Origin of the sequence: Paraconexibacter sp. AEG42_29 (assembly GCF_040581415.1) — a bacterium.
Classification (GTDB): Bacteria; Actinomycetota; Thermoleophilia; order Solirubrobacterales; family Solirubrobacteraceae; genus Paraconexibacter.
This window is the reverse complement of record NZ_CP114014.1, coordinates 2691924-2704370: the sequence shown is the minus strand read 5'-3', so window position 1 is coordinate 2704370 and position 12447 is coordinate 2691924. Positions and strand designations below refer to the sequence as shown.

General features: G+C 71.0%; 11 protein-coding genes. 9 read left to right on the top strand and 2 right to left on the bottom strand.

Features of this window, described 5'->3' with window-relative positions; translation table 11 throughout:
• Positions 1-2: 2 nt before the first annotated feature.
• Positions 3-494, bottom strand: a complete 492-nt coding sequence (locus tag DSM112329_RS13045) for an SRPBCC family protein (protein ID WP_354702256.1) — start codon at positions 492-494, stop codon at positions 3-5.
• Between the two features lie 34 nt (positions 495-528).
• Between DSM112329_RS13045 and DSM112329_RS13040 the strand changes: the two genes are divergently transcribed.
• The 7 genes from DSM112329_RS13040 (at position 529) to DSM112329_RS13010 (ending at position 6929) form a co-directional block, all read left to right on the top strand.
• Entirely contained in the window at positions 529-1065 is a 537-nt protein-coding gene (locus DSM112329_RS13040; RefSeq protein WP_354702255.1) for a thioredoxin domain-containing protein, read from the top strand.
• An 83-nt stretch (positions 1066-1148) separates the two neighbouring features.
• Positions 1149-3428, top strand: a complete 2280-nt coding sequence (locus DSM112329_RS13035) for a polyribonucleotide nucleotidyltransferase (protein WP_354702254.1) — start codon at positions 1149-1151, stop codon at positions 3426-3428.
• Between the two features lie 8 nt (positions 3429-3436).
• On the top strand, positions 3437-4693 hold the full coding sequence (locus DSM112329_RS13030) for a pitrilysin family protein (protein WP_354702253.1): 1257 nt from the start codon (positions 3437-3439) through the stop codon (positions 4691-4693).
• Entirely contained in the window at positions 4690-5361 is a 672-nt protein-coding gene (locus tag DSM112329_RS13025; protein ID WP_354702252.1) for a dihydrodipicolinate reductase C-terminal domain-containing protein, read from the top strand. The genes DSM112329_RS13030 and DSM112329_RS13025 overlap by 4 nt, the downstream gene beginning before the upstream one ends.
• Positions 5362-5378: 17 nt before the next feature.
• Positions 5379-5876 (top strand): GNAT family N-acetyltransferase, encoded by a 498-nt coding sequence (locus DSM112329_RS13020; RefSeq protein WP_354702251.1) that lies wholly within the window; start codon positions 5379-5381, stop codon positions 5874-5876.
• 85 nt (positions 5877-5961) lie between these two features.
• A complete protein-coding gene (locus DSM112329_RS13015; protein ID WP_354702250.1) occupies positions 5962-6357 on the top strand; it encodes a hypothetical protein in 396 nt (131 codons plus the stop codon).
• Positions 6358-6359: 2 nt separating this feature from the next.
• Positions 6360-6929, top strand: coding sequence for an SRPBCC family protein (locus DSM112329_RS13010; protein ID WP_354702249.1), 570 nt, complete (start codon positions 6360-6362; stop codon positions 6927-6929).
• Between the two features lie 568 nt (positions 6930-7497).
• On the opposite strand, the gene DSM112329_RS13005 is transcribed toward DSM112329_RS13010, so the two are convergent.
• Complete coding sequence (locus DSM112329_RS13005; RefSeq protein WP_354702248.1) at positions 7498-9627, bottom strand: ATP-dependent RecD-like DNA helicase; 2130 nt, start codon at positions 9625-9627, stop codon at positions 7498-7500.
• Positions 9628-9767: 140 nt separating this feature from the next.
• On the opposite strand from DSM112329_RS13005, the gene dapA reads away from it, so the two are divergent.
• The gene (dapA, locus tag DSM112329_RS13000; protein ID WP_354702247.1) at positions 9768-10619 is read left to right on the top strand and encodes a 4-hydroxy-tetrahydrodipicolinate synthase; all 852 of its coding nucleotides are present in this window, start codon (positions 9768-9770) and stop codon (positions 10617-10619) included.
• A gap of 6 nt (positions 10620-10625) precedes the next feature.
• Positions 10626-12293 (top strand): ribonuclease J, encoded by a 1668-nt coding sequence (locus tag DSM112329_RS12995; protein ID WP_354702246.1) that lies wholly within the window; start codon positions 10626-10628, stop codon positions 12291-12293.
• The last annotated feature ends 154 nt before the right edge of the window (positions 12294-12447 follow it).

Below are 12447 nucleotides of genomic sequence, written 5' to 3'. Positions count from 1 at the left end.
GCTCAGGTCGCGGGCGTGGCCTGCGCCGCGCGGAAGTCCGCCAGGAGCCGCGGGATCTCCACCGCGCGGAAGTCGAAGATCCCCTCCACGTCCTTCTTGACGAACAGCGCGTGCACGAGGTCCCCGATCGGGCCGAAGGCGATGCCGTAGCGGACCGTGTCCTTCATCAGCGTGCCCGAGCCGTCGGCGGTCGGCTCGAACGTGTGGGTGTGGTGCCACAGCGCGTACGGCCCCTTGATCTGGGTGTCGACGAACGCGTGGGGCGGGTCCCAGCGCTGGATGCTCGTGAGCCACGAGACCGGGACGCCGCGCAGCTTCAGCGCGTACTGGATCAGCGCGCCGGCGTAGAGCTCGATCGGCCGGGGGGTGACGACGCGGAACTTCAGCAGCGGCGGCGTCAGCGCCTCGAGGTTGAAGGCGTCGGCGAAGAAGGGGAAGACCTCCTCGGGCGTGCCGTCCAGGAGTTGCTCGCGGTGGAGGGTGTGGATGCGCATCGTGCTGAAGGTACGTCGCACTACGCTGCACTGGATGACGGACCTGCGCAGCGCACCTGTCCCGGCGCCCCGTCCCGAGGATCATGTCCGCGGCCCGGAGGGCGCCCCGCTCCTCGTCGTCTACGCCGACTTCACCTGCCCGCGCTGCGCGCTCGCGTGGTCCCGGCTCGCGGGGGCACCGCTGCGCATCGTCTTCCGCCACCTCGCGCTGAAGGCGAAGCACCCGCGAGCGGTCGCGCTGGCCTGCGCGGCCGAGGCCGCCGCTCGTCAGGACCGGTTCTGGCCGTTCGCGGAGTCGATCTACGCCGACCCGGGACGCACCGACGACCCGCACCTGTGGGCGCGCTGCCCGGAGCTGGGCATCGACGTGGAGCGCTTCGACGCCGACCGGCGGGACGACACGGCGCTGGCCCGCGTGCGGCACGACGTGACCAGCGGACTGCGCGCCGGCGTCACCGTGACGCCCACGTTCTTCGTCGGCGACGGACTCTCCGAGATCCATCCCGGCCCGCCCGATATGGCCACTGTGGCGCGCTGGACCACCGGGCCAGGCCATCCGGCAAGTCGGTAGACTCTGGCCCACTTCCGATACGAGAAGCATCAACGCATGCCATCCGGGCGTGCACGAAGGGACTACATATGAGTAATGACGCCGTGACCACGGTCACCGTCGAGATCGCCGGCTCGGAGATCAGCTTCGAGACGGGGCGCATGGCCCGCCAGGCCTCCGGCGCCGTCGTCGTCACCCAGGGTGAGACGATGATCCTGTCGACCGCGACGGTCGGCCGCCTGAAGGACATCGACTTCCTGCCGCTCACCGTCGACGTCGAAGAGCGCATGTACGCCGCCGGCAAGATCCCCGGCTCGTTCTTCAAGCGCGAGGGCCGCTCCGGCGAGAAGGGCACCCTCACCGCCCGCATGATCGACCGTCCGATCCGCCCGCTGCTGCCGAAGAACTGGCGTTTCGACACCCACCTCGTGACCACGACGCTGAGCGTCGACCACGAGCACCCGTACGACATCCTCGCGATGAACGGCGCCTCTGCGGCGCTGATGATCTCGCCGGTCCCGCTGCCGCAGCCGGTCGGCGCGGTCCGCATCGGCAAGGTCGACGGCAACTTCGTCGTCAACCCGAAGGAGGAGGACCTCCTCGAGGGCTGCGACATGGACCTCATCGTCGCCGGCACCGAAGAGGCCATCCTGATGGTCGAGTGCGGCGCGAACATCGTGTCCGAGGCCGAGATCCTCGACGCGCTCGACATCGCGCACGACGCCATCAAGAAGCTGTGCGCCGCGCAGCACGAGCTCGCCAAGAAGGTTGGCAAGCCGAAGATGGAGGTCTCGACGGCCGGCCTCGTCGACGAGGACCTCGTCGCGCAGATCACCAAGTCGCACGGCTCCGCCCTCGACACGGCGACGTCCAACACGGACAAGCTCGAGCTCTACGCCGCGATCGACGCGGTCAAGGACGAGGTCGTCGCGCAGTACGCCGGCGACGCCGAGGCCGAGGACTACGGCGACAAGAAGGCCGCCGCCGCGAAGGCGTTCAACGCGGTCGAGAAGCAGATCATCCGCGAGCGCATCGCGGTGAAGAAGCAGCGCCCGGACGGCCGCGGCGAGACGCAGATCCGCCCGATCAACATCGAGGTCGGCGTCGCCCCACGCACCCACGGCTCCGCGCTGTTCACGCGCGGCGAGACCCAGGCCTTCAGCGTCGCCGCCCTCGGCACGCTCAAGGAGGAGATGCGCCTGGACACCCTCGGCCTGGAGACCAAGAAGTACTACTGGCACCACTACAACTTCCCGCCGTTCTCGGTGGGTGAGGCCGGCTTCATGCGCGGCCCCAAGCGCCGCGACATCGGCCACGGCGCCCTGGCCGAGCGCGCGCTCGTTCCGGTCATCCCGTCGATCGAGGACTTCCCGTACACCGTGCGCGTCGTCTCCGACATCTTCGAGTCCAACGGCTCGTCGTCGATGGCGTCGGTCTGCGGTTCGTCGCTGTCGCTGATGCAGGCCGGCGTGCCGATCGCGGCGCCCGTCGCCGGCATCGCCATGGGCCTGATCAAGGAGGGCGACGACTACGTCGTGCTCACCGACATCGCCGGCGTCGAGGACCACCTCGGCGACATGGACTTCAAGGTCGCCGGCACCGCCGAGGGCATCACCGCCCTGCAGATGGACATCAAGATCACGGGCGTGACGTTCGAGATCATGAAGGACGCCCTCGAGCAGGCCAAGGCCGCTCGCCTGGACATCCTCGGCCAGATGCACGACGTCATCGCGGCGCCGAACGAGGAGCTCTCGCAGCACGCTCCCCGCATCTCCAAGATCAAGATCGACCAGTCGCAGATCGGCCTGCTCATCGGCAAGGGCGGCGAGACCATCCGCGGCCTGTGCGAGGAGTTCGAGTCGCAGATCGACGTCAACGACGACGGTCAGGTCCTCATCTACTCGGCCAACGGCGCGCTCGCCGACGCCCTCACCGAGCGGATCCGCTCGATGATGAAGGAGGTCGAGGTCGGCGACTCGTTCGTCGGCGCCAAGGTCGTCAAGACCACGACGTTCGGCGCGTTCGTCGAGCTCGCCAAGGGCACCGACGGCCTGCTGCATATCTCCAACGTGTCGCCCGGCAAGCGCGTCGACACGGTGGAAGAGGTCATCAACCGCGGCGACGAGATCGACGTGCGCGTGGTCGAGGTCGACCGCGAGCGTGGCCGCATCGGCCTGCGCATGGCGGACGACCCGGACGTCGCGGGCAAGACCGTCGAGGAGCTGGCGAACGTCGGCTCCGGTGGCGGCGGCGGTGGGGGCGGCGGCGATCGCGGTCCCCGCGGGCCCCGCGGCCCGCGCGAGGGTGGCGGCGGCCGCGACCGTGACCGTGGCCCGCGCGGCTCCGGTCGCCCGCGGCACCGCTCCGGCGGCGACGACGCGTAGTACCTGACGTGCTCTCAGAGCACCGCATCACCGAGCTGGACTCGGGGCTGCGGATCGTCACGGAGGTCATGCCCTCCGTGCGGTCCGCGGCCCTCGGGGTCTTCATCGGGGTGGGCTCCACCGCGGAGACGCACGAGGAGGCGGGACTGTCCCACCTCATCGAGCACATGCTCTTCCGCGGGACCCCGCGCTTCGAGTCGCTCGAGATCGACCAGATCTTCGACGCGATGGGCGCCGAGCTGAACGCCGGCACGGGCAAGGAGTCCACGTCGGTCTACACCCGCGTGCTGGACAACCACCTCGAGCGGGCGTTCGACGTCATCGCCGACATGGTCTGGCGCCCGAAGTTCGCGGACGAGGACCTCAGCGCCGAGCGCGAGATCGTCCTGGAAGAGATCGCGATGTACGAGGACGACCCGCAGGACAAGGTCTTCGACGTCCTCGGCACCGCGGTCTTCGGCGACCACCCGCTGGGCCGGGCGATCATCGGCCGCGCCGACGTGGTCGCCGGCACCCCGGCGGCCGGGCTCGCCGCGTTCCACGGCAAGCGCTACGTCCCCGGCAACGTCGTCGTCGCGGCCGCCGGCTCGGTCGACCACGACGCGCTCGTCGCGATGGTGCGCGACTCGTCGCCGGCAGCGAGCCCGAAGATCCCGCACGTCGCGACGCCCGTGCAGCTCGAGGCCCGCACGCAGTTCCTGAAGAAGGAGACCGAGCAGTACCACGTGTGCCTCGGCGCTCCCGGCCTCGCCCGCGGCGACGAGCGGCGCTTCGCGCTGCGGATCCTCGACAACGTGCTCGGCGGGACGTCGTCCTCCCGGCTGTTCGTGGAGATCCGCGAGAAGCGGGGCCTGGCCTACGCGGTCTACTCGTTCGCCGCGCAGTACGCCGACACGGGCCAGGTCGGCCTGTACGTCGGCACCCGCCCGGACAACGTCAAGACGGCGATGGACGTGGTCCGCGTCGAGCTCGAGAAGCTGCGGCAGGACGGCATCGCCGCCGACGAGCTCGAGCGCTCGAAGGACAACGTCAAGGGCCGCATCCTGCTGTCGCTGGAATCGACGGTCGCCCGCATGAACCGGCTGGGCTCCTCGCTCCTGAGCGACATGCCGCTGCTGAGCGTCGACGAGCTCGAGGAGAAGATCGACGCGGTCACGCTCGACGACGTCCTGGGGCTCGCCCGCGAGCTCTACGCGCCCGAGCGGATGTCGATCGTGGGCATCGGGACCGACGAGTCGGTGTTCGACAAGGCGTTGGCCGCATGACCGCGATCCGCGTCGGGGTCGCCGGGGCCGCCGGCCGCATGGGGTTGTCCGTCTGCGGGGCCGTCGACGGCGCGGACGACATGACCCTCGCCGGCCAGGCCGACCCCGCCCTGGGGACGACCCTCGAGTCGATCCTGGGGGACGTCGATGTCGTCGTCGACTTCACCCGCCCGGACATCGCCCAGGGCAACTCCGAGCTGTGCCTCGCCGCCGGGGTGCATGTCGTGATCGGGACGTCGGGCTTCGACCAGGACGCCGTGGCGGCCGCCGCGGCCGCCTCCCCGTCAGGGGCCCGCGCCTTCTTCGCGCCGAACTTCGCCATCGGCGCGGTGCTGATGATGCGCTTCGCCGCGGAGGCGTCGAAGCACATGAAGAAGGCCGAGATCATCGAGCTGCACCACGACCAGAAGCTCGACGCGCCGAGCGGGACCGCGGCGCGGACAGCGACCCTGATGGAGGGCGACGTACCGATCCACTCGGTCCGCCTGCCCGGGCTGGTCGCCCACCAGGAGGTCATCCTGGGCGGGCTGGGGGAGACGCTCACCGTCCGGCACGACTCGCTCAGCCGCGAGTCGTTCATGCCGGGAGTGCTGCTCGCGGTCCGCCGCGTGGCGGACCAACCGGTGCCGTTCCTGGTCGGGCTCGAGCACCTGCTGTTCCCCGCGTAAGGCCGCCGGCGACCGCGATGATCACCCGCCGCGCGACCGTCGCCGACGCCCGGCCGATCGCTGCGGTGCAGCTGCGCGCCTGGTGGCGCAACTACCAGGACATCGTCGACACGCAGCACTTCCTGGAATGGGACGAGGAGTCCCGCGCAGCGCAATGGGTCGACACGCTCGTGACGGGCCTGAGCGAGACGTTCGTCGCCGAGGTCGCGGGAAGCGTCTGCGGGTTCGCGACCGTCGGCCCGAGCCGGGAGCAGGACGCCGCCGGCGACGAGGGCGAGCTGTGGGCGCTGTACGTCGACCCGCCTGCCCAGGGCGCCGGGGTCGGGACACGGCTCATGGCGGAAGCCGAGCAGGCCCTGCGCGCCGCCGGCCACCGCGCCGGCGTCCTGCGCACCCTCCGCGACAACGGCCTGGCCCGCACCTTCTACGAGCGGCACGGCTGGTCGTTCGTCGACGGCAGCGCCGAGCTGCACCACTGGGACACGGCCCACGTCCTGTACCGGCGCGAGCTGTGACCGCCGGACCGCCCGCATTGCGCGCCCGGGTCCGGCCGGGCGATCCCGCCCCGGGAAACCGGTCGCGCAGGTCGAGGACGGTCCGATGAGCGATGTCCCGCCGACGCCGCTCGTCGCGGTGACCGACCACGCCGCCGAGCGGTTCCGCCAGCGGGTCGGGTCGCGGACCGGCGCGGTCGACGTCAAGACCGAGGTCGCGACCCGCGTCGCCCGCGCCTGGGCTGCGGGCCGGGTCAGCGACGAGGCGCCGCCGGGCGCGAAGGGGGGCCGTGGGTCGGTCTACGTCCGTGACCTCGTCGACCGCGCGGTGGTGTTCGTCTGCCGGTATGACCGTGCGGGCCGCGAGGCGCTGGTCATCACCCTGTGGGAGGGCGAGGACGGCGTCGGCCCGCCGCGCGTGGGCAGGCAGTTCACGAACGCGCTCAAGGACTCGGACCGGGCTGTCACCGCTCGCGGACGCTGGGCCGAGGACCGCGACTGACGATGTCCGGGTCCGGGGACCCAGCCGCCGGCGGCTACACGCTGACCGCCTCGATCGGCCTGGCGGCGCCGCCGGCCGGGGTCGTCCCGTGGCTCGTCACGCCGGACCTGATGGACCGGTGGATGGTCGGCGTGGACGGGATCGTGGTGCTGGACAAGGCCGACGACGAGGCCGCAGCCGTGGGCGACCGCATCCGCGTCATCGCGTCGGTCGGCGGCAAGGCCGGCTGGCTGTTCGAAGGCACGCTCGCCACGCTCGGGCCCGAACGCGTCGTGCGGGCCTACACGCTCATCGAGCTGAGCTCCGGCGGCGTTCCGCTGGAGGCCGACACGACCGGCTACACGCGGACGGTGACGTACGACCTCACGACCGACGCGCCCGGGACACAGCTGTCCTGCACGGTGGTCACCGTCATTCCCGGACTGGCCGAGGCGGCTGCCGGACCGGCGGCGGCGAAGGAGCAGAAGACGCTGCAGCGGTCGCTCGAGCGGCTGGAGGCCGAGGTCGCCGGGCGCCAGCGCGGCCTCATCGGCCGCTTTCGCGACGCGGGTCAGGTCCCGGCGCCGCTCTGATCGGCGGGAGGTCGTCGAGCGCGCTGCTCACTTGCGCGGGAAGGGACGTCGTGGTCGAGGGCGCTGACGCGGCAGGCCTGGTGGTCGGGGTCGGTGGCGCTGACGCCGAGGACCGTCACTGCTCTGGCGGCTTTGGGAACTGCGGGCTGTAGACGGCGGTCGGCGCTGGGAGGATCCGGGGTCTCGAGTGCGGGGCATGGGGTCGGCGGCCGGCGGGCAGGACGATCTGCGGATCGCATGGGTCATCGGAGGATTCGGCGGGGCATACTCCCCAAACCCTCCACGCGTCCGGGGCGTGGCCGGGCGGCAGTGCCTCCTCGGAGGATTCGGCGGGGCATACCCCCCAAACCCTCCACGCGTGGCAGCGGCCAGCCGGTGGAGCCCCGCTCCCCCTTTGGCTGCCACCGCGGCCCGCCCGCGGCCACCACGGCACGCTCCGCCGCCAAACGCCCGTCGCGCCGTCTTTGAGGCCGTTTCGCGTCCTACACCGGCGATCGCCTCCGGCAACGGAGCCCTCGCCTTCTTTGCCCGCGAACAGCCACCATGCCCGCTCTGCACGGCAAGGCGCTCAGGCGAGCAGTGGCGCCAAGCGCGTGTACCGCTTGCCCGCGTCCCGGCGACCCAGCGCCAGGTCCAGCGCGCCGAGGTCGCCCACGAAGACCGCCGCCCGTTCGGCCCGCGTCAGCGCGGTGTAGATCAGGTTGCGCGTGAGCATCACGTGGTGTCCGCGGAACAGCGGGACGACCACCACCGGCATCTGCGATCCCTGGGACTTGTGGATCGAGATCGCGTGCCCCAGGCGCAGCGTCCCGCAGTCCTTGACGGGCAGGCGCAGCGTGCGCCCGTCGTCGCACGCCAGGATCGCGGCGTCGCGGTCGTCGTCGTAGGAGACGATCACCCCGAGCTCGCCGTTCATCAGCTCGTGCTCGTGGTCGTTCTTCGTCTGGATGACCCGGTCGCCGACGCGGAACGAGGTCCCGGCGACCGTCCCGCCGTCGGGGTTCAGCTTGTCCCGGAGCGCGACGTTGAACGCATCGATCCCGACCGGGCCCTTGTGCATCGGGGCCAGCACCTGCACGTCGGTGTGCCGCTCCAGGCCGTAGTGGGCGGGCAGCCGCACGGCGGCGAGCTGCACGATCTCCGCGAAGATCGCCTCGGCCGAGTCCCGTGCGATCACGAAGAAGTCGTGGATGTCGTCGGTGTCCGGCTTCGTGGGGGGCGCCTCGCCGGAGTTGATCGCGTGGGCCGCGCGCACGATCATCGACCGCGCCGCCTGGCGGAAGATCTCCGTGAGCCGCACGGTCGGCACCGCGCCGGAGTCGATCAGGTCCTCGAGCACGCGTCCCGGCCCGACCGGCGCCAGCTGGTCGATGTCCCCGACCAGCAGGACATGGGTGCGGTGCCCGACCGCGTCGAGCAGCGACTCGGCGAGGCGGACGGACAGCATCGACGCCTCGTCCACGATCAGGACGTCGGCGCCGTCGATGGGATGCTCGCGGTCACGCGTGAAGCCCTCGCCCGGGACCCACTCGAGCAGCCGGTGGATCGTCGTCGCATCCACCCCGGTGGTCTCGGTCAGGCGCCGGGCCGCCTTGCCGGTGGGGGCGCAGAGCTTGACGCTCTTCTTGTGCTGCCGCAGCACGTCGACCACCGTCCCCATCGACGCCGTCTTGCCCGTTCCGGGGCCGCCCGTGAGGATCGACAGCCGGCCGCTCAGGACATGGTCGACGACGGCCCACTGCGCCGTTGTCGGCACGAACGCGCCGCCGACGGGCCGCTGGACGTCCTTCAGCTTGAAGGCCGGCTCGTCGTCGAGCAGCCCGCGGACCCGTCGCGCCAGCGCCCGCTCGGTCGCGTACATCGAGGCCTCGGCGACGCGCTCGTCCTCCAGCATCACGCGCCCCGCGGCGGCCAGGTACGCCAGCCGGTCCTCGACCGGGACCACACCGCCGAGCAGCCGGCGCGAGCGCCCGACGAGCTCGCCACGCGGCAGGTAGCAGTGGCCGTCGAGCTCGGCCAGCTCCAGCGTGTGGACCACGCCCGCGTCCAGCCGGCCCGGGCTGTCGGCGCCGACGCCGAGGGCGCGGGCCAGCGCGTCGGCGGTCGCGAAGCCGATGCCGTCGACCTCGGTGAGCGAGTACGGGTCGGTCTGCAGCTTGTCGATGGCCGCGTTCCCGAGCGTGCGGTAGATCCTGGCCGCCACGGCCGCCGGGACCCCGTGCTGCTCCAGGAACAGCCGCACCGCCCGCAGCTCGCCCTGGGACTCCCAGGACCGGACCGCGGCCCCCAGCTTCGCCGGCCCGATGCCCGGGACCTGCCGCAGCTTGCGCTCGGGATCGGAGTCGATGACCGACAGGACCGTCTCGCCGTGCTTCTCCAGCAGCCACTCGGCGCCGCGCGGACCGACGTGCTTGATCGCTGCCAGGTAGGCGATCAGGGCTGCGTCGCCCACCGGCTCGGCGATGATCACGCGGGTCACCACGAACTGCCAGCCGTGCTTGCTGTGCCGCTGCCAGCTGCCGCCGAGCGTGGCCCGCTCGCCGACCTGCACGTGCCCGATCGGCCCCTTCACGGTCACGTCGACGCCGTCGTCCGTCAGGACGCCGAGGATCGCGAAGTCCCCGTCCTCGGCGCGCCAACGCGAGGTCGTGATCTCCGCAATGAGCTCCCGCTGGGCGGGGTCCGGATCGGCAGCCATCGCCCGCCAGGGTACGCGCGCGACCAGCCGGATCGCCGCGGCGGGACGGTTCGGAGCCCTGCGCGTGACACCTGCGGCGCAGTCCGTCGCAGGGGAGGGAGCGGGGGAGACGAACCCGACCCTGGGATACTGGGGTGGCCATGACGCAGCTCGGAGCCATCATCACCGCGATCGTCACGCCGTTCGACCAGGACGGCGCCGTCGACGAACAGGCCTTCGTGGACCTCATGAAGCACCTGGCCGACAACGGCAGCGACGGCTTCGTGGTCTGCGGCACGACCGGCGAGGCCAGCACCCTCGATGACGACGAGCACCTTGCCGTCATCGAGCTCGCGGTGCAGAACAGGCCCGCCGGCAAGAGCATCATCGGCGGGGTCGGCGCGAACGACACGCGCCACGCCATCAAGCTGACCACGCGCGCGTGCGAGCTCGGCGCGGACGCCCTGCTGTCCGTCAACCCGTATTACAACCGCCCCAACCGGCGCGGGATCGTGGCGCACTACACGGAGGTCTCCAAGGCCGCCGACCGCCCGATCGTCCTCTACAACATCCCGGGCCGCACCGGTTCGGACATGCCGAACGACCTGCTCGCCGAGCTGGCGCAGCTGGACCACATCGCCGGCGTCAAGCAGGCCAACAACGACAACCTCGCGCTGGTGGACGGCCTCGAGCTGTACGCCGGCAACGACGAGGTCCTCGGCCGCACGCTCGATCTGGGCGGCGCCGGCGGCATCCTCACGGGCAGCCACCTGGTCGGCCCGACGATGCGACGCATGGTCGACGAGCCCGAGAACCGGGCCGCGATCGACGAAGAACTTCAGGACGTCTACGCCGCCCTTGGCGTGGGCCCCGCAGCAATGACCATCAAGGCAGCGCTCAACCTGCTCGGCCACCGCGCCGGCACCCCGCGACTGCCCTACGTCGAGGCCGACCCCGAGGAGACCGCCACCATTCGCGCGATGCTCGTCGGACGCGGCCTCTTGGAGACTTAACCTCACATGAGCACCCCCACCCTTCGCGTCATCCCGCTCGGCGGGCTTGGCGAGATCGGCAAGAACATGACGGTCGTCGAGCTCGACGACCGCATCATCGTCGTCGACGTCGGCCTGCGGTTCCCCACCGCGGAGATGGTCGGCATCGACCTCGTCCTGCCTGACTTCAGCTACCTGCGCGACCGCGTCGACGACATCGAGGCGATCATCGTCACGCACGGCCACGAGGACCATCTCGGCGCCCTGCCGTGGATCCTGCGCGACCTCAAGACGCAGGACATCCCGATCTACGGCGGCCCGCTGACCATGGCGATGGCCCGGTCCAAGCTCGACGAGCACCGCCTGCGCGACGTCGAGTGCATCGACACCACGGACGGCGAGCGGTACCAGATCGGCCCGTTCGAGCTCGAGATGGTCCACATGACCCATTCGATCCCGGACGCGAGCGCCGTCGTCCTGCGCAACGCGGGCGGCACGATCCTGTTCACGGGCGACTACAAGTTCGACCAGACGCCGGTCGACGGCCGTCCCGCCGACATCGCCCGCCTGGCGGAGATCGGCAAGGAGGGCGTCACGCTGCTCTGCGGCGACTCCACGAACGTCGACCGCGCCGGCTGGTCGCTCAGCGAATCGGTCGCCGGCCCGCACCTGGAGGACGTCTTCTCCCGCTGTGAGGGCCGCATCCTCGTCACGTGCTTCGCGTCGAACATCCACCGCGTGCAGCAGGTCGTCGACGCCGCCGCCGGGCTGAACCGCAAGGTCGCGCTCATCGGCCGGTCGATGAAGAAGAACACGAACATCGGCAAGTCCCTCGGTCACATCAACCTCCCCGACGGCATCCAGATCCAGCCGCGCGAGATCGAGCAGTTCCCGCCGCACAAGGTCGTCGTCGTCCTCACCGGCTCCCAGGGCGAGCCGCTGAGCGCGCTGCGCCGCATGGCGTACAAGGACCACCATCAGGTCCAGCTGAAGAAGGGCGACACCGTCGTCTTCTCGGCCACCCCGATCCCGGGCAACGAGCGCGCCGTCAACGAGACCGTCGATCGCCTGTACGAGATGGGCTGCACGGTCATCACGACCAAGGACGCACCGATCCACGCGTCCGGTCACGGCTACGCGGAGGAGGTCAAGCTGATGCTGAACCTCACGAAGCCGAAGTACGTGATGCCGTTCCACGGCGACCACAAGCGCATCCAGATGCACGCGGACCTCGCGAAGGCCGTCGGCGTCCCGCCGGCGAACATCTTCCGCGGCGAGAACGGCAAGCCGCTGCAGATCGACGGCAAGGGCGCGCGCTTCGTCGAGCCCGTGAAGTCCGGCGTCATCTACGTCGACGGCGTCGACCTGGGGGACGAGGCGGACGCCGCCCTGCGCGACCGCCGCATGCTGTCCGCCGACGGCATCTTCGTCGTCGTCGCGACCATCAGCGAGCAGACGGGTGAGTCCGTGGCCGACCCGGAAGTCATCTTCCGCGGCGTCCCCTACTCGGTCGACGAGGAGCAGCTCATCGACGAGATCCGCGACGGCGTCGACGCCTCGCTGATCCAGGCGGCGAAGGACGGGGTCCACGACCTCGACGCGCTGCAGTCGATCCTCCACGACGACCTCGCCGCGCTCGTCTTCAAGAAGCTGAAGCGCCGCCCGATGGTCATGCCTGTAGTGGTCGAGGTCTGATCATCGCCGTCGACCGCGCGGCCGTCGGGTCCGCGTGGGCGCGGGGGCAGCGGGGCTGGCCGGCCGAGTATCCGGTCGTCCAGTTCCCCAACGTCCCGCTGATCGTCTCGCTGGTCGCGTCCGTCCTGCACGGCGCGCTGAGCGGCACCGCGGC